Here is a 16,371-nt window from a genome sequence, read left to right as displayed (position 1 = left end):
GACCGCGGCCCCGCAGCGGACTGCGACACCGCGCCCGCGGCCGCGCCGCACGGCCACTCCGGCACCCACGGCCCCGCCCGCCGCGACTGCGGCGCCACCGGCGGCCACCGCGCCGCCCGTCACGGACGACGATGACGACGATGACGACGGCCCCGAGACCGACGACGATGACGGGGGCGACGATGACGACGACTAGGTACGCGCTCGCGGCGCTCGTGGTCGCCCTGGCGCTGGTCGGGCTCTTCGCCTTCCTCAAGGACGACGACCGTCCCGTCGACCCGACCGGCCCGCAGGCCCGCGCCGCGATCGAGGCCGCCCGGGCGATCGTCCCCGGGGAGCTCGTCGACGTCAGCCGCGACGTCGACGACGCCTACAAGTGGGAGGTCACGCTGCGGGCGTTCGGCAACGACTACGAGGTCGAGCTGGAGCCGAGGACGCTCGCGCTCCTCCGCATCGACTACGACTGAGTCGCATCGCCCAAGGGGCGATGCCTCGGTGAGCTCGGCGGGGCGGGGGCGAAGCCCCGCACGCCCCGCGAGCTCACGGCTTGAGCCGGTAGCCCATGCCGCGCACGGTCTCGAACCGCTCCGAGCCCAGCTTGCGCCGCAGATAGCCGACGTAGACGTCGACGACGTTCGAGCCGGGATCGAAGTCGTAGCCCCAGACGTGCGAGAGCAGCTGCTCGCGGCTCAACACCTGGCCGGGATGGCGCAGGAACGTCTCCAGCAGCGAGAACTCCTTGGCGGTCAGCTCGGCCTCGCTGTCGTCGGCCGCGGCCCGGCGTGTGCGGACGTCGAGCGTGATCCCGCCGGCCGACAGCTCCATCGACGGCTGCTCACCGCCCGCCTGGCGCAGCCGCGCCCGCACACGGGCCAGCAGCTCGTCGAACACGAACGGCTTGGTCACGTAGTCGTCGGCGCCGAGGTCCAGGCCCGTGACCATGTCCTCGACCTCGTCGCGCGCGGTCAAGACGAGCACCGGGAGCCGTTCCTGCCGGGCCTGGAGCGCGCGCAGCACTGCGAACCCGTCCTGGCCCGGGAGCCCGATGTCCAGGATCAGCAGGTCGAACTCGGCGGCGCGCGCGAGGTCGGCGGCGCGGACCCCGTCCTCGCAGACCGTGGTGGTGTAGCCCGCGGCGCGCAGGCCTTTGACCAGGAACGACGACAGCCGCGGCTCGTCCTCGGCGATCAGGATGCGGCTCAACGGGACACCTCCGGTCCAGCGAGGGGGACGACGACAGTGAACGTGGAGCCGGCGCCGGGCTGGCTCGAAAGCGTGGCGCGGCCACCGTGGGCCTCGGCGATCGCGCGGACGATCGCCAGGCCGAGGCCGGCGCCCTCCGACCGGCGACGGCTGCCGGCCGCGCGGGCGAAGCGCTCGAACACCCGCCCCTGGTCCTCAGCGGCGACGCCCGGCCCGCTGTCGCGCACCCACAGCGAGGCCTCGTCGCCGTCGACGCCGCTGCCGATCCAGATGGCGTCGCCGTCCTGCGTGTGCTGGACGGCGTTCTGGGCGAGCCCCATCACGGCCTGCGTGAGCCGCTGGCGGTCGGCGTGGAGCACCGCTTCGCCGCGCGCTTCCAAGGACCATTCGCGACGGCCCAGGCCCGCAGCTTTATCCAGCAACTCATCGGTCAACGCACCCAGCTCGACCTCGTCGACCCGCAGGAAGTCGCTGCGCTCGGCCTTCGCGAGCAGCAGCAGGTCGTCCACGAAGCGGCTCATCCGGTCCAGCTCGTCGGTCACCAGCGCGACCGTCTCGCGGCGCTCGTCCGGGTCGTCGCCGAGCAGCTCGAGGTGTCCGCGGACGATCGTGATCGGCGTGCGCAGCTCGTGCGAGGCGTCTGAGACGAACGCGCGTTGGGAGGCGAACGCGCCCTCCAGGCGGTCGACCATCGCGTTGAACGTGCGCGAGAGCTCGGCGATCTCGTCCTGGCCCGACACCGGGATCCGCCGCGTGAGGTCGGTCTCGGTGATCGAGCGCGCCGTGTCGTCGAGCACGCGCAACGGCGCCAGCAGGCGGCCGGCGACCACCCAGGCCAGGGCGGACGCGATCAACAGCACCGTCAGCAGCACGAGCGTCGCGAGCTGCACGGCCTCCATCACGTCGTCGCGCTCGGCGCTCAGGTCGGCCGCGACCACGAACACGCCGCGCGGCGTCGGGCCGGTCGTCCGCACCGGCACCGCGAGGTAGCGGATCGTCTCCGTCGGCGTCTCGACGTCCCCGCTCTCGGGCTCGCGCAGCTTCGCCCAGCGGTCGAGCTCACCCCCGAGCGTCAGCCGCCCACCGACGCCGCCCGAGAGCTCGTCGAAGTACCGGCCGTCGACGAACATCACGATCGTCTCGCCGCGGCCGGGGACGTTGCGCTGGTCGTAGAGCCGGAAGATCGCCTCCAGGTCGTCGCCGAACGCCTTGCCGGTCTCTGGGTTGATCCCTGACGCGAGCTGACGGAACTCCTCGACCTCCTGCTGGAGCGACTCGTCCAGCCGATCGTCGGCCCGCACCACCAGCACCTCGTAGATGGCGATCACCGAGACCGTCGTCGAGAACGCCATGAGGACGACGAACGCGGCGAGGATGCGCGTGCGGGCACCGCCGAAGATCCGCCGTCGTAGGCCCATCGCGGGCAGGAACGCTAGGACGTACGGCTAAGGAAGCTCTTACTCGTGCGCGATTACCCGCGGATCCGCTTCATGGGCTCCAAGTACCGGCTCGCGCCGCGCCTGGCGGAGCTGTTCGCCACGCTGCCGCCCGGGCCGGCGATCGACGCCTTCAGCGGGAGCGGCGTCGTCGCGTACACGCTCAAGGCGGCCGGACGCGAGGTGCTGGCCAACGACATGCTCACGTTCACGAGCACGCTGGCCGAGGCGCTCGTGGCCAACGCGGACGAGCAACTCACGGACGCGGATGTCGCCCGTATCTGCTCGCCGAGCCGCGACGGCCGGGACTTCATCGCCCGCACGTTCGACGGGCTGTACTTCCCGGCGTCCGACCACGCGTTCCTGGACAGCGCCTGGTCGCACGTCGATGAGCTCGGCGGCGCGAAGCGCGCGCTGGCGCTGTCCGCGCTTTGCCTCGCGGCCGCCCAGAAGCAGCCACGCGGCGTGTTCACGATCACCACCCCGCGCTACGACGACGGTCGGCGCCAGCTGCGGATGAGCCTCCAAGAGCTGTTCGTCGAGGCGGTGACCCGCTGCAACGCGGCGGTGATCCCGGGAACCGCCCAGGCGCGCTGCGGGGACGTGTTCGATCTGCCGGGGGAGGCCGCGATCGCCTACCTCGACCCGCCTTACGCGCCGCCCCGCGACGACACGTGTTATGTCAAGCGGTACCACTTCCTCGAGGGCCTGGCCACGTACTGGCGCGGGCAGGAGATCATGTGGGAGACGCGCACGCGCAAGCTCGTCAAGCGGCACACGCCGTTCGCGTCCAAGCGCACGGCCGCGCCCGCGCTGGACCACCTGTTCGACCACTTCCGCGCCGCCGACGCGCTCGTCGTCTCCTACGGCTCGAACGCGGCGCTCCCGCCCGAGCAGCTGGAGGCGCTGATGGGTAGGCACCGGCGCTCCGTCGAGCGAATCGAGCTCGATCATCGGTACGCCTTCGGCACCCATTCGGCGGCCCAGCGGCGGGCGGCGACGGAGTATGTCTTCGTCGGCCGCTGACGCGGCGGGGTAGACTCACGCAGGTGCAGGAGATGGTGATCTACGGCGTGAGCTTCGACATGGTCGGCAAGCAACCGATCGTGCTTCTGAAGGCCGTCGACACGAACAAGTTCCTGCCGATCTGGATCGGGCATCCGGAGGCGGCAGCGATTCTGATGAAGCTCCAGGGGGCGTCGACGCCGCGGCCGATGACGCACGATCTCCTGTTCGACATGCTCGGCGAGCTCGAGGTCGCGTGCACGCGGGTCTCGGTCACCGAGCTGCGCGAGAACACGTTCTACGCGTCGATCACGCTGTCCGTGAACGGGCGCGAGGTCGAGATCGACTCGCGGCCGAGCGACGCGCTCGCGCTCGCCGTGCGCTCTGGCGCGCCGATCTTCGCCGCCGAGGACGTGATCGCGGAGTCCGCGATCGAGTTCGAGCACGAGGTCGAGGACACCGAAGAGGTCGTCGACAAGTTCAAGGAGTTCCTGGACCGCGTCACGCCCGAGGATTTCGCGGGCGGCGACACCTAGGACGCCGGCGTCGCGGCGATCCTCACGATCGCCGTGCGCACCGCCTTCTCCGGCTCGCCGCAGAAGGGCTGCTTGGTCTTGAAGGTCTGCTCGCCGCCCGTCACGGGCACGGTGACGATCCAGGCCGCGTCGAACGGTCGCTCGATCGCGGTGAAGCCGATCGTCACCTCCTCGCCCTGGATCTCGGCGCCCACGGCGACCGCGGAGCTGAACGCGCGCTGGCGGGTCATGTCGTCCCCGCAGGTGTTATCCGCGCCGGAGGCCCACTCGGTGCCGGAGAACGCGCCGCTGCCCTCCACGACCCCTTCGCCCGGGCCGACCGTCACCGAGCCGGTGCCCGTCGCCTTCGTCGGGACGATCTCCGGCCCCATGTCCTTGAGGAACTCGATCTTGATGTCGTAGCGCCAGCGCTTGGCGTCCACCGGAAACACGTGGTGGTCGAACGGTCGCGGTCGCCCGGCGGTGGAGGTGATCTCGCCCTTCGCGCACGCGCCGTCGGAGTTCGGGACCCACGCGCCGGCGCTGTCGGCGACGCCGAACGAGACCGTCGCGCCGCTCAAGCTCGCGGCGCTGAACGCGCCACAGCCGCTCGTCAGCGTCCAACGCGCGTCCGTGGCCCGCGTGCCGTCCTGCGCGTTCACCCAGGCGTTCCAGTCCGCCCGGCCGCCCTTGACGACCTTCTCGGGCGACCACGTGAAGTCGAGCACCGCGCAGGCCCGCTCGTCGTACCAGCGCTTGTCGCCGTCCGCGAGGGCGTCCGGGATCTCCATCAGGCCCAGCATCGACGTCTTGAACAGGCCCGTCGCCACTTCGATGTCCTGCTCACTGGCCCGCAGGCCCTTCGGCCCGCGGAACGTCAGCTCGCGGGCGAGCGCGATCGGATCGAACCCCACCGGCACGCCCTTCTTGCTGAGCGCGCTGCGGTAGGTACGCGTGGGGTTGCGCTTGAGTGCCTTGCCGGTGGCGGCGATCTCGACGCCGGACTTGATCGACAGCTCCCCCCGGAACGCGACATCGAAGGTCTCGGCCTTCGCGCCGACGCCGACGTGGCCGGTCCAGGTCGCCTCGCTGCGCATCGTGACCAGCTTCCAGGTGCGCTTGCCGTGGTCGGCGGTCGCGGTGCCGAAGACCAGCGTCTCGTCGAGCGTGGCCGGCACGTTCCCGTCGGCGCGTGGGCACTGCGGCACCGTGCTGGCGGTCTCCAGGCCCATGCTCACGCTGGCGCCCGACTCGCGGCGCAGCTCGATCACGCTCCCGTCGATCGTCATCTCCACGCCGGGCGGCAGGTCGCCCGCGCGGGCGGCGCGCGCCCGGAGCTCCCGCATGGCGAGCTGCTCGAGCTTGCGGTCGACCTTCCCGGCGAAGGGCTTCAGCAGGGCCGGGCTCTTCGCGGGCAGGGTCTTGGGCAGGCAGGCGCGCGGGTGCTTCTTCGAGCCGATGACGACGGTGCCGCGCGGGCACTTCGAGGCGGCGGCGTTCGCCGGCGCGGCGAGGACGAGCAGGGCGATGAGGCACAGCGGGAGCAGTCGCAGCATGGGTCGGGCGACCGTAAACCGGGGCTCCGGGCCCGGCGTCCACAGAACGATCTACACGGACGTTCGTTGGACCGCGAGGTCCAGCACGCGGGTGACGAACTCGTCGAACCCGATCCCGGCCGCCTCGGCGGCGAGCGGCAGCAGCGAGGTGTCCGTGAGCCCGGGGATGGCGTTGGCCTCGAGCACCGTGAGGTCCTCGCCGTCGGTCATCAGGTCCACGCGGGCGAAGCCGGAGCAGCCGAGCACGCGCCAGGTGGCGAGCGCGAGCTCCTGCGCACGCTCCGCCAGCTCGGGCGACAGGTCCGCCGGGCAGACGAAGCGCGTGCGGCCGATCTCGTAGCGCGACTCGAAGTCGTAGAAGTCCTCCTCCGTCGGGATCGCCTCCACGACGGGCAGCGCCTGCGGGCCGTCGGGGCCCTCGATCACCGAGACGGCGAGGTCGCGGCCGGGCACGTAGCGCTCGAGCAGGACCTTGGCGTCGTACGAGAAGGCCGAGACCAGCGCGTTGGGCACGTCCGCGGCGCGGCTGGCGAACTTGATCCCGAGTGCCGAGCCCTGGCCGGCGGGCTTGACGACGATCGGGAAGTCCAGCCGCTCCTCGATCGCCGGGAGCGCCTTGGCGGCCCCCAGCTCCTCGAACGCGGCCTGGGAGAAGGCGTAGAAGTCGGGCGTGGGGATGCCGGCGTCGCGCAGCGCGTGCTTGGCGACCACCTTGTCCATGCAGCGGATGCAGGCGCCGGGTCGCGAGGCGGTGTAGGGCACGCCGACGAGCTCGAGCAGCTCCTGCACGGTGCCGTCCTCGCCGCCGCGGCCGTGCAGCGCGACGAACGCGACGTCCGGGCGCTCGGTCTGCAGGCGCTCGACGAGGTCCGCGCCGACGTCGATCGGCAGCACCTCGTGCCCGAGCCGCGCGAGCGCGTCCTCGACGCGGGCGCCCGAGCGCAGCGACACGGTGCGCTCCAGCGAGGAGCCGCCCTTGAGCACCGCGACCTTCACGAGGCCTCCCGCCGCCGGAACTCGACCACGTCGGCCCCGCGCTTGGGCGCCGGCTTCTGGCCCGTCAACGTGCCGTAGAGGGCGACCTGCTCGGCGATGACCTTGCCGATGCGCCGCACGCCCTCGCGGATCTCGTCCTCGTTGACGCCGCTGAAGTTCAGCCGCATCTCCGAGCCGCCCCGGCCGTCCAGGTACGCCGCGCGGCCGGGCACGAAGGCCACGTGCTCACGCAGCGCGCGGGCCAGCAGGTCCGTCGTGTCCAGGTAGTCGGGCAGCGTCGCCCACAGGAACAGGCCGCCCTGCGGCCGGGTGAACGTCGCCTCGGCCGGGAAGTACTCCTCCAGCGCGGCGAGCATCACGTCGCGCCGGCGGCGGTAGATCGTCCGCAGCTGGGTGAGGTAGGTCCGCCAGTCGCGGTGCTGGAAGTAGGCGGCGACGAAGTACTGGTTCAGCGGCGACGAGCACAGGTCGGCCGCCTGCTTGCCCAGGTTCATGCGCTCCAGGATCGGCTTGGGCGCGGCCGTCCAGCCGAGCCGCAGCCCGGCGGAGAGGATCTTCGAGAACGTGCCGAGGTAGATCACGTAGCGGCCGCCGTCGAGCGAGTACAGCGTCGGCAGTGGCTCGCCCTCGTAGCGCAGCAGGCCGTACGGGTTGTCCTCGAGAATCACGAGCTCCTGCTCGGCCGCGATCTTCACGAGCGCGCGGCGGCGCTCGAGGGACATCGTCACGCCGCCCGGGTTCTGGAAGTTCGGGATCGTGTAGATGAACTTGGGCCGGCGACCCTCCCGCTTGAGCCGCGCGAGCGTCTCCTCGAGCACGTCCATGCGCATGCCGTGCTCGTCCATCGCGATCTGCACGACGTCGGCCTGGAAGGAGTTGAAGCACGGCACCGCGCCGGGATACGTCGGCGCCTCGGCGACCACGACGTCACCGGGATCGAGGAACGCGCGGCAGACCAGGTCGATGACCTGCTGGCCGCCGGTCGTGACCATGATGTCGTCGATCTCGACCTCGGTGCCCTCGGCCGCCATCACCTCGACGATGCAGCGGCGGACGTCGTCCAGGCCGTCCGTCGGGCCGTATTGGAGCGCCGCGGCGCTGGAGTCGACGGCCACGCGGGCCATCAGCCACGCGAAGTCCTCGGCCGGGAACGTGGTCGTGTCCGGGAGGCCGGTTGCCAGGGAGATCACTTCCGGGCGCGCGGTCACCGCCATCATGTCCCGCATCGCGGAAGACGTCATGCCACGCGTGCGCTTGGCGAACAACCCGCCATAGCGCTCGATCTCGTGCGCGCTGGACGGGGGCCGGCCACCGGGTGTCTCGTCTATCGTCATCGGCCGCGACTGAACGCTAGCGCCATGGACTATCTCCTTGCCCTCTTGCAGGGTCTCGGCATCGCTGCGGCGATCGGGATCCGACCCTTCCTGCCGGTGCTGCTCACAGGAGCACTCGCCGCCGCCGACCTCGGAATCGACTTCGAGGACACGGCCTTCTCTTTCCTGGAGCAGACGGGATTCCTGCTCGCGATCGTCGCGCTGGTCGCGATCTTCGGCTTCGTCGACCGTCGCCGGACCGGCGCGGAGACGAGCGATCGCGACCCCGTCGTGATCGTCCTGCTGGTGCTGGCCCTCGGGCTCGGCGCCCTGGAGGCGGCCGGGTCGATCGATGACCTCTCGGCCGACTGGTGGCCCGGGATCCCGGTCGGGCTCGCCGCCGCGGCGCTCGGCTTCGCGGCCGCCCGCTCGCTGTTCGGCCGCGTGCGCGCCCGCCTCGACAAGGACGCCCAGGGCGCGCTGCCGATCTACGCCGAAGGTGCCGCGCTGGCCACCGCGGGCCTCTCGATCCTCTTCCCGCCGCTCGCGCTGCTGATCGTCGTCGGCCTCGCCTGGTTGCTGTTCGGCAGTCGCCGCCGGCAGGGCGAGAAGTACGCGGGCCTGCGGATCCTTCGCTAGATGCCGAAGAAGCTCGTCCTCGCGGTCATCGACGCGATGAAGCCCGCGATGTTGGAGCGGGCGATCGCGACGGGCCGCGCGCCGACGCTCAAGCTGCTGATCGAGCGCGGGCAGTACACGGACGAGTGCGTCGCGGCGTTCCCGTCGGTCACGCCGGTGTGCGCCGCGTCGATCGCGACGGGCACCGGGCCCGCCGAGCACGAGATCCCGGCCATGAACTGGTGGCACCGGGGCGAGGACCGCTACGTCGAGTACGGGACGAGCTTCGGCGCGAGCCGCGCGTTCGGCATCCGCCAGTCGCTGACGGACACGATCTACAACATGAACCTCGAGCACCTCTCGCGTGAGGTGAAGACGGTGTTCGAGCACCTGGACGACGCGGACGTGCGCACGGCCGGGACGACGTACCTGATGTACCGCGGCCGGCACCGCCACGAGCCGTCGGTCAGCACCGCGCTCTCGCGCCTGGCCCACACCGCGTTCGGCCTGCCGACGTGGGGCCCGCGGGAGCTCTTCTACGCCGACATGTTCGCGTCGCGCAAGACGTCCTGCCGCTCGCAGCTGGGCCTGCCGGGCGTCCGTGACCAGCACTCGGGCTGCGTGTCGGAGTTCATGGTCCAGCAGGACCTGTTCGACTTCCTGCTGCTGTCGCTGCCCGACAACGACACGCACTCGCACAAGTACGGCCCGTTCGCCCAGGTGGACTCGATCGCCGCCGCGGACAAGCAGATCGCCCGCGTGATGGACGCGGCCGGCGGCCCGGACAAGTTCCTCGAGGACCACGCGGTCATCGTGTGCAGCGACCACTCGCAGTCCAAGGTCGAGGGCGAGATCGACCTCTTCCGCGCCTTCGACGGCTTCGGCCTGCGCGCCGCCCAGCGCCCGCGCGAGGACGACGAGATCGCCGTTTGCCCGAACTCCCGCGCCGCGCAGGTCTACGTGCTGGACCGCGACAAGCGCCGCCAGCTCATCCCGCGGATCGAGCGCACGCTGCTCGCCCTCGAGGGCGTCGATCTGACGATGCGGATGGGCGACCACCCGGACGGCGAGGCGATCGTCCGTGGCGAGCGCTCACGCGGCGTGAAGGAGCTGCGCTTCGCCCCGCGCGGCGACTTGACCGACGCGCGCGGCGCCCGCTGGAGCGTCGAGGGCGACCTGGACCTGCTCGGCCTGAAGGTCGAGGACGACCAGATCCGCTCCGCGACCTACCCGGACGCCATGAGCCGCGTCTGGAGCGCCCTGCGCTGCCACACGGCGGGCGAGGTCCTGGCCTCCGCCCGCCCGGGCTACGAGTTCCTGGACTGGGGCGGCGCGCACCACGTCGGTGGCGGCTCGCATGGCTCGCTGCACGCCAACGACTCCAACGCCGTCCTGATCTGGACCGGCACCGGCCCGGAGAAGGCGTCGAAGGAGCAGTGGGCGCTGCGGGACATCACGCCGATGGCGCTGCAGCACTTCGGAGTAGCTGGCTGATCTTCGCCGCCTTGCGCGGTCCGGCGGATTCGATGAAGACGCCCATCAGCCACGGATCGACCTCGGACGGCTCGTAGCGCATCGGCATGTGCGTGCGCATGACCGCGATCGACTGCTCCTTCTTCATCCCTATCACGCCCCCTCGAGCGCCGGTCATGCCGACGTCGGTGATGTAGGCCGTCCCGCCCGGCAGGACGCGGTGGTCGGCCGTCGGGACGTGCGTGTGGGTGCCGACGACCGCCGTGACCTTGCCGTCCAGATACCAGCCGAGCGCGACCTTCTCGCTCGTGACCTCCGCGTGCATGTCGACGAGGATCTGGTCGCAGTGCGCGACTTCCTTGAGCGCCGCGTCGATCGCCACGAGCGGCGGTGACCCCGCCTGCAGGTGCACGATGCCCGACAGGTTCACGACGCCGAGGCTCACGCCACCCGCCTCGACGATCGTCGTCCCCCGCCCGGGCTGGGTCGGCAGGTAGTTGTACGGCCGGATGATGCGGCGCTCGTCGGCCAGGTAGGGCCAGATCTCGCGGTGGCGGTAGGTGTGGTTGCCGAGCGTGATCGCGTCGACGCCGAGGCGCAGGAACTCGTCGGCCTCCTTGGGGGAGATGCCGATGCCGCCCGCGGCGTTCTCGCCGTTGACGACGACGAAGTCGGGCGCGAGCTCCTCGCGGAGGCCGGGCAGCAGGTCGCGCAGCACGCGCCGGCCGGCGCGGCCGACGACGTCGCCGATGAAGAGGATGGAGGTGATGGCTAGTGTCCCGAGTCGGAAGTTCGTGTGCGCATAGCGGGCCCGATCGTCGTGGCTGGGTCCGCTGGTGATTCCAGCGCATACTGGTGGTACGTGCGGGATCGCCGGCGGCCGCCAGGCGCGGCGAGACGCCCGGTAGGCGCCCGCGAAATTCTGAGTCGGGACACCAGAAGCTATCGTCGCCGTATGGAGGAGTCGCGGGCCGACCTCGGGGAGGAGGCGCCGGAGGGCGCAGACCCGACGCACACGCCTCCGCCCGTGCCGCCTGGGCGGGTCGCGCCGGTGCTCGTGCCGCGGTGGGTGCAGCTCGTGCTGCTGCCGCTGTCGATCGTCGGCGCGTTCCTGCTCCTGAAGGCCGCGGGCCACGTCCTGCTGCTGTTCACGATCGCCGGGCTGATCGCACTGCTGCTGAACCCGCTCGTCACGCTCGTCCAGCGGCTGCGGATCCCGCGCGGCCCGGCGGTGGCGATCGTGATGGCGTCCGTGGTGGCGCTGCTGACGGGCGTCGGCTTCCTGCTCGCGGACCCGATCTCCGACCAGGCGTCCGCGCTCCAGCGTGAGATCCCCGGCTACGTCGACGACGCCAACGACGCGCTCGCCGACCTGCAGGACTGGCTGGATCGCCGTGGCTTCGACGTCGAGATCAAGCAGGAGGGCGAAACCGCGCTGCAGACGATCGGCGAGCGGCTGACGGGCGGCGCCGGCGAGGTCGTCGGGTTCACGCGCGAAGCGCTGCAGCGCCTGGTCGAGGCCAGCATCGCGCTGATCCTGATCATCGTCCTGGCGATCTACATGCTCATCTACGGCGACCGGATCGGGGCGATCGTCCGCGCCGTCTTCCCGCCCGGCGACGGCACGCCCGAGGACGACTTCCCGACGCGCGTGCAGGCCTCCCTGTTCGGCTACGTCCGCGGGCAGTTCCTCTTCAGCCTGATCATGGGCACGAGCGCCGGCCTGATGCTCTACGTCCTGGGCTCGTTCGGGATCTTCCCGGAGGGCAAGACGTACGCGGTCGCGTTCGGCGCCTGGTTCGGGATCGCGGAGCTGATCCCGTACATCGGCCCCGCGGTCGGCGGGTTCCCGCCCGTGCTGATCGCGGCGCTGAGCGACAACCCGTTCGACGCCGTCTGGCTGATCATCGCCTTCACCGCGCTCCAGCAGCTCGAGGGGCACGTCGTCGCGCCCAACGTGTTCGGCTCCGCGTTGCAGCTCAACCCGCTGCTGGTGATCTTCGCGCTGCTGCTGGGCGGGGAGATAGCCGGGTTCATCGGCGCCTTCATCGCGCTCCCGCTCGCGGCGATCGTCCGCGAGACGGTCGTTTACGTCCACCGCCATATCCGCTTCCAGAAGTGGGACCTGCCGGCCGCCGCGCCACCGCCGCCGGAGCCGGAGCCGTCCGGCGTGCCGTGCCCGGAGTGCGGCGAGCCGGTCCCGCGCGGGGCCACGGAGTGTCCCGCGTGCGGCACGGAGCTCGGCGATGATGAGAGCGCAGTCGCGGCCTCGGCCACAGCGCCGGGATAATCCCGGAGCCACCGATCCCCGCGGCGCCTCGCCACCGTATGCACCGCCCCTGCCCGATCGGCCGGGCCACGAAGGACCCGCCCTGCGTCGGCCCGGCCGATCGACCATGAACGGGGCCTACGGCGCCGAGGCATCCACGGTCATCGATGACTCCGGGATAACCTCAACTGGTGATGGCCTTCCCCGCCACCCGCCTGCGCCGCCTGCGTCAGACGAGCGTGCTGCGCGAGCTCGTCCGCGAGACGGAGCTGCGCGTCTCCCAGCTCGTCTATCCGATGTTCGTGGTGGCGAGCGGGCCCAAGCGCACGCCGATCCCGGAGCTGCCGGGCATCGACCACCTCTCGATCGACGGTGCCGTCGAGGAGGCGGGCATCGCGCACGGCCTCGGCATTCCGGCCGTCCTGCTGTTCGGCCTGCCGGCGTCCAAAGACCCGGAGGGCTCCGGCGCCTGGGACGACGAAGGCGTGATTCAGCTCGCGACCCGGGCGATCAAGTCCGCTTATCCGGACCTATTGGTCATCACGGACCTCTGCCTGTGCGAATACACGTCCCACGGGCACTGCGGCGTGCTGCGCGAGGACGGCGTCGTCGACAACGACTCCACGCTCGAGCTGCTCGCTCGCACGGCGGTCGCGCAGGCCACCGCCGGTGCCGATGCCGTCGCGCCCAGCGACATGATGGACGGACGCGTGGGTGCGCTCCGCGCCGCGCTGGACGAGCACGGCCTGAGCGAGACGCCGATCATCGCCTACAGCGCCAAGTTCGCGTCCGCCTTCTACGGTCCGTTCCGCGTCGCGGCCGACTCGACCCCGCAGTCGGGCGATCGCAAGGGCTATCAAATGGACCCCGCCAACGCTCTTGAAGCTGTGCGCGAGGCCAAGCTGGACGTCGAAGAGGGCGCCGACATCGTCATGGTCAAGCCCGCGTTGCCGTATCTGGACATCATCCGGCGGGTCAAGGATGAGACGAACATGCCCGTAGCCGCGTACAACGTGAGCGGGGAGTACGCGATGGTCAAAGCGGCCGCCGCGCAGGGCCTGCTCGACGAACGGGCCGCGGTGCTCGAGACGCTCACCGGCATCCGCCGGGCCGGCGCCGACATCGTCATCACCTACCACGCAAAGGACGTCGCGAAGTGGCTCAGCCAATAGCCCGGTCCAAGGTCCGCTCCCGCAAGGACGGCTCGGCCGTGCCGTTGGACGAGACCGACAAAAAGCTCCTGAACCTCATGCAGGGCTCGTTCGAGCTCCGCGCGGACCCCTTCAAGGGCGTGGCGGACAAGGCCGAGATCTCCGAGGACGAGGTGATGGAGCGGGTCCAGTACCTGCTCGACAAGCGGATCATCCGCGAGATCACGCCGATCTTCGACACCCGCGCGCTCGGCTACGAGTCGATGCTCGTCGCGGCGAAGGTCGACGCCGACAACCCGCACCGCGCCGCGCAGTTCATCAACTCGCACCCGGGCGTCACGCACAACTACCTGCGCAACCACGAGTTCAACCTCTGGTTCACGCTCGCCGTCGAGCCCGACTCCAAGCTCGGCCTGGACGGCACGCTGGACGTGATGGCGGCCAAGACCGGCGCCGAGTCGATCCGCCAGCTGCCGACGCTCAAGCTCTTCAAGATCCGCATGGACCTGGAGATGGAGGGCGGGACGGACGCGCTCAAGACCGCCGGCGAGGCGGTCGAGCCGATGGAGCTGGACCCGATCGAGCTCAACGCGCTCGACATCGAGGTCATCAAGGCCACGCAGGGCCCGATGGAGGTGCGGTCGGACGCGTACGTCCCGGCCGCCGAGAAGCTCGGCCTGCCGGTCGCCCACGTGCTCGCGCGGCTCGCGTCGCTGCAGGAGCGCGGCGGGCTGCGGCGCGTCGCGGCGATCCTCTACCACCGCCGCGCCGGCTTCAGCGCCAACGGCATGGGCGTCTGGGCGGTCCCGGCCGACGAGATCCTCGAGACGGGCCGGCGGATGGCGGCGTTCCGCGGCGTCTCGCACTGCTACCAGCGCCCGACCTACGCCGACTGGCCCTACTCCGTCTTCACGATGGCCCACGGGCGCTCCAAGGAGGAGTGCGACGCGGTGCTGGACGCGATCGCCGAGGACACCGGCATCACCGAGCGCGCGACGCTCTACTCGAGCACCGAGTTCAAGAAGGTCCGGATGATGTACTTCACGGACGATTTCAAGCGCTGGGAACAGGAGCACAGCTCATAAGCGCCTCGTCCCTCTCCGACACGCGCTCGTCCGAGCTCTACCGGCGGGCGCTGCACGTCCTTCCGGGCGGGGTGAACTCCCCCGTGCGGGCGATGCGTGCCATCGGACGTGACCCGATCTTCATCGAGCGCGCCTCCGGCGCCGAGCTGACCGACGTCGACGGCAACGTCTACGTGGACTACGTCTGCTCCTGGGGCCCGCTCATCCACGGCCATGCCCACCCGGAGATCCTCGAAGCGATCACCGCGGCGGCCGCCAACGGCACCTCCTTCGGCGCGCCGACGGCGGGTGAGGTCGAGCTGGCGGAGGCCGTGAGCGCGCGCATGCCGGCCGTCGACATGCTGCGGATGACGTCGTCGGGCACCGAGGCGTCGATGAGCGCGATCCGGCTCGCCCGGGCCGCGACGGGCCGCGAGAAGCTGCTCAAGTTCGCCGGCGCCTACCACGGCCACGTGGACGGCCTGCTCGCCGCCGCGGGCTCCGGCCTCGCGACCCAGGGCATCCCGTCCTCGCCCGGCGTGCCCGAGGGTGCGGCCGCGGCGACCGTCGTCGTGCCCTGGAACGACGAGGAGGCGGTCAAGGCCGCGTTCGCCGAGCATGAGCTCGCCGCGGTCCTGGTCGAGCCCTACCCGGCCAACATGGGCCTGATCCCGCCCGCGCCGGGCTTCCTCGAGCTGCTGCGGGACCTCTGCACGGGCTACGAGACGCTCCTCGTGTTCGACGAGGTCATCACCGGCTTCCGGGTCGCTCCGGGCGGGGCGCAGGAGCTGACGGGCGTGCTGCCGGACCTGACCGTGATGGGCAAGATCATCGGCGGCGGGCTCCCGGCCGCGGCGTTCGGCGGCCCGATCGCGCTGATGGAGCAGATCGCGCCGGCCGGCGAGGTCTACCAGGCCGGCACGCTGAGCGGGAACCCGCTGGCGGTCGCCGCGGGCCGGGCGACGCTCGCGCTGCTCGACGAGCAGGCCTACATGTCGCTCAGCGACACCACGCGCGCCCTGGCCGACGGCCTGCGCGAGGCGGCCGGAGACCATCCGATCTCGGTGACCTCCACCACGGGCCTCGTGACCGTCTTCTTCGCCGCGGAGCCGCCCACGGACTACGCGAGCGCCGCCGCGTGCGACCTGGACACCTACGGCGCCTGGTGCCGCGCCCTGCTCGCCCGCGGCGTCTATCCGCCCGCTTCGCAGTTCGAGGCCTGGTTCCCCTCCACCGCCCACACCGCCGACCACATCGCCCGCACGGTCGAGGCGGCCGCGGCGGCCTTCGCCGAGGTCCTATGAGCGCACTTGACCGGCTGGCCTCGGAGCTGCGCTCCGAGGGCGGGATCCTTGCCGAGACCGTCGTGGACTCCGGCGCCGAGACGCCGCACGGCGATGCCGTCGCGGCCAAGGGCGACGGCTACCCGCTGCTCGTCGAGGCGATCCGCGAGGGCTACCTCGAGCACTACGGCGAGGGCCGGGTCGTGCGTCCTGAGGACCCCGACCTCGCGCTGCTCGCCGGCGATCGCCTCTACGCGCTCGGCCTCGAGCGGCTCGCCGCGACGGGTGACCTGGAGGCCGTCGCGGAGCTCGCCGACGTGATCGCGCTGTGCGCCCAGGCCCACGCTGAAGGTGATCCCGCGCGTGCCGAGGCCGTCTGGAGCGCTGGCGCAACGGCCGTTGCAGTCGGTCCGTCACCTGACCACGAGGCGCTTAAACGTCAGTGGCGCGGCGCCTGAAGCTCCCCTAAAGCCGTCCGTATCCCATCGA

General features: G+C 71.2%; 16 protein-coding genes. 10 read left to right on the top strand and 6 right to left on the bottom strand.

What is annotated here, in order from left to right; translation table 11 throughout:
• The first annotated feature begins 140 nt into the window (after positions 1 to 140).
• Positions 141 to 467 carry a hypothetical protein gene (locus OJ997_RS12470; RefSeq protein WP_270025425.1) on the top strand — a complete coding sequence of 109 codons (327 nt, stop codon included), beginning with the start codon at positions 141 to 143 and terminating at the stop codon, positions 465 to 467.
• A 73-nt stretch (positions 468 to 540) separates the two neighbouring features.
• Here OJ997_RS12470 and OJ997_RS12465 read toward each other — a convergent pair whose 3' ends face one another.
• A complete protein-coding gene (locus OJ997_RS12465) occupies positions 541 to 1,203 on the bottom strand; it encodes a response regulator transcription factor (protein WP_270025424.1) in 663 nt (220 codons plus the stop codon).
• Positions 1,200 to 2,621 (bottom strand): sensor histidine kinase, encoded by a 1,422-nt coding sequence (locus tag OJ997_RS12460; RefSeq protein ID WP_270025423.1) that lies wholly within the window; start codon positions 2,619 to 2,621, stop codon positions 1,200 to 1,202. Before OJ997_RS12460 ends, OJ997_RS12465 begins: the two co-directional genes overlap by 4 nt.
• Positions 2,622 to 2,666: 45 nt before the next feature.
• Here OJ997_RS12460 and OJ997_RS12455 point away from each other — a divergent pair, with 45 nt between their 5' ends.
• Together OJ997_RS12455 and OJ997_RS12450 are read left to right on the top strand one after the other, a co-directional pair.
• On the top strand, positions 2,667 to 3,665 hold the full coding sequence (locus OJ997_RS12455; RefSeq protein ID WP_270025422.1) for a DNA adenine methylase: 999 nt from the start codon (positions 2,667 to 2,669) through the stop codon (positions 3,663 to 3,665).
• Positions 3,666 to 3,697: 32 nt separating this feature from the next.
• Positions 3,698 to 4,180, top strand: a complete 483-nt coding sequence (locus OJ997_RS12450; protein WP_169542186.1) for a bifunctional nuclease family protein — start codon at positions 3,698 to 3,700, stop codon at positions 4,178 to 4,180.
• On the opposite strand, the gene OJ997_RS12445 is transcribed toward OJ997_RS12450, so the two are convergent.
• Genes OJ997_RS12445 through OJ997_RS12435 form a run of 3 tightly spaced genes read right to left on the bottom strand, consistent with a single transcriptional unit; the run spans position 4,177 to position 8,045 of the window.
• Positions 4,177 to 5,715 (bottom strand): hypothetical protein, encoded by a 1,539-nt coding sequence (locus OJ997_RS12445; RefSeq protein ID WP_270025421.1) that lies wholly within the window; start codon positions 5,713 to 5,715, stop codon positions 4,177 to 4,179. The two genes, OJ997_RS12450 and OJ997_RS12445, sit on opposite strands and share 4 nt — an antisense overlap.
• Positions 5,716 to 5,766: 51 nt before the next feature.
• Positions 5,767 to 6,711: a D-alanine--D-alanine ligase family protein gene (locus OJ997_RS12440; RefSeq protein ID WP_270025420.1), complete on the bottom strand. Its 945-nt coding sequence runs from the start codon at positions 6,709 to 6,711 to the stop codon at positions 5,767 to 5,769.
• Entirely contained in the window at positions 6,708 to 8,045 is a 1,338-nt protein-coding gene (locus OJ997_RS12435; protein ID WP_270025419.1) for an aminotransferase-like domain-containing protein, read from the bottom strand. The genes OJ997_RS12440 and OJ997_RS12435 overlap by 4 nt, the downstream gene beginning before the upstream one ends.
• 24 nt (positions 8,046 to 8,069) lie before the next feature.
• Here OJ997_RS12435 and OJ997_RS12430 point away from each other — a divergent pair, with 24 nt between their 5' ends.
• Both OJ997_RS12430 and OJ997_RS12425 read left to right on the top strand, forming a co-directional pair.
• Positions 8,070 to 8,663, top strand: a complete 594-nt coding sequence (locus OJ997_RS12430; protein WP_270025418.1) for a DUF4126 family protein — start codon at positions 8,070 to 8,072, stop codon at positions 8,661 to 8,663.
• Entirely contained in the window at positions 8,664 to 10,136 is a 1,473-nt protein-coding gene (locus tag OJ997_RS12425) for an alkaline phosphatase family protein (protein ID WP_270025417.1), read from the top strand. It abuts the gene before it with no gap.
• Here the strand turns inward: OJ997_RS12425 and OJ997_RS12420 are convergent.
• Positions 10,096 to 10,866 carry a TIGR00282 family metallophosphoesterase gene (locus OJ997_RS12420; RefSeq protein WP_270025428.1) on the bottom strand — a complete coding sequence of 257 codons (771 nt, stop codon included), beginning with the start codon at positions 10,864 to 10,866 and terminating at the stop codon, positions 10,096 to 10,098. The genes OJ997_RS12425 and OJ997_RS12420 overlap by 41 nt on opposite strands.
• A 204-nt stretch (positions 10,867 to 11,070) precedes the next feature.
• Between OJ997_RS12420 and OJ997_RS12415 the strand changes: the two genes are divergently transcribed.
• The 5 genes from OJ997_RS12415 (at position 11,071) to OJ997_RS12395 (ending at position 16,340) form a co-directional block, all read left to right on the top strand.
• On the top strand, positions 11,071 to 12,405 hold the full coding sequence (locus OJ997_RS12415; protein WP_270025416.1) for an AI-2E family transporter: 1,335 nt from the start codon (positions 11,071 to 11,073) through the stop codon (positions 12,403 to 12,405).
• 173 nt (positions 12,406 to 12,578) lie between these two features.
• Positions 12,579 to 13,556, top strand: a complete 978-nt coding sequence (hemB, locus tag OJ997_RS12410; protein WP_270025415.1) for a porphobilinogen synthase — start codon at positions 12,579 to 12,581, stop codon at positions 13,554 to 13,556.
• Positions 13,541 to 14,620 carry a siroheme decarboxylase subunit alpha gene (gene ahbA / locus OJ997_RS12405; RefSeq protein ID WP_270025414.1) on the top strand — a complete coding sequence of 360 codons (1,080 nt, stop codon included), beginning with the start codon at positions 13,541 to 13,543 and terminating at the stop codon, positions 14,618 to 14,620. The genes hemB and ahbA overlap by 16 nt, the downstream gene beginning before the upstream one ends.
• A complete protein-coding gene (hemL, locus tag OJ997_RS12400; protein WP_270025427.1) occupies positions 14,617 to 15,903 on the top strand; it encodes a glutamate-1-semialdehyde 2,1-aminomutase in 1,287 nt (428 codons plus the stop codon). The genes ahbA and hemL overlap by 4 nt, the downstream gene beginning before the upstream one ends.
• Positions 15,900 to 16,340, top strand: coding sequence for a hypothetical protein (locus OJ997_RS12395; protein WP_270025413.1), 441 nt, complete (start codon positions 15,900 to 15,902; stop codon positions 16,338 to 16,340). Before hemL ends, OJ997_RS12395 begins: the two co-directional genes overlap by 4 nt.
• The last annotated feature ends 31 nt before the right edge of the window (positions 16,341 to 16,371 follow it).

Origin of the sequence: Solirubrobacter phytolaccae (genome assembly GCF_027587195.1) — a bacterium.
GTDB classification, from domain to species: domain Bacteria; phylum Actinomycetota; class Thermoleophilia; order Solirubrobacterales; family Solirubrobacteraceae; genus Solirubrobacter; species Solirubrobacter phytolaccae.
This window is presented reverse-complemented; position numbering and strand designations above follow the sequence as displayed.

Excerpts from the sequence above, each read along its gene's own strand:
- OJ997_RS12460 (WP_270025423.1), bottom strand. The coding sequence starts at position 2,621 with ATGGGCCTACGACGGCGGATCTTCGGCGGTGCCCGCACGCGCATCCTC.
- hemB (WP_270025415.1), top strand. The coding sequence starts at position 12,579 with ATGGCCTTCCCCGCCACCCGCCTGCGCCGCCTGCGTCAGACGAGCGTG.
- OJ997_RS12470 (WP_270025425.1), top strand. The coding sequence starts at position 141 with ATGACGACGGCCCCGAGACCGACGACGATGACGGGGGCGACGATGACG.
- OJ997_RS12415 (WP_270025416.1), top strand. The coding sequence starts at position 11,071 with ATGGAGGAGTCGCGGGCCGACCTCGGGGAGGAGGCGCCGGAGGGCGCA.
- OJ997_RS12430 (WP_270025418.1), top strand. The coding sequence starts at position 8,070 with ATGGACTATCTCCTTGCCCTCTTGCAGGGTCTCGGCATCGCTGCGGCG.
- OJ997_RS12425 (WP_270025417.1), top strand. The coding sequence starts at position 8,664 with ATGCCGAAGAAGCTCGTCCTCGCGGTCATCGACGCGATGAAGCCCGCG.
- OJ997_RS12450 (WP_169542186.1), top strand. The coding sequence starts at position 3,698 with ATGGTGATCTACGGCGTGAGCTTCGACATGGTCGGCAAGCAACCGATC.
- OJ997_RS12445 (WP_270025421.1), bottom strand. The coding sequence starts at position 5,715 with ATGCTGCGACTGCTCCCGCTGTGCCTCATCGCCCTGCTCGTCCTCGCC.
- OJ997_RS12395 (WP_270025413.1), top strand. The coding sequence starts at position 15,900 with ATGAGCGCACTTGACCGGCTGGCCTCGGAGCTGCGCTCCGAGGGCGGG.
- OJ997_RS12435 (WP_270025419.1), bottom strand. The coding sequence starts at position 8,045 with ATGACGATAGACGAGACACCCGGTGGCCGGCCCCCGTCCAGCGCGCAC.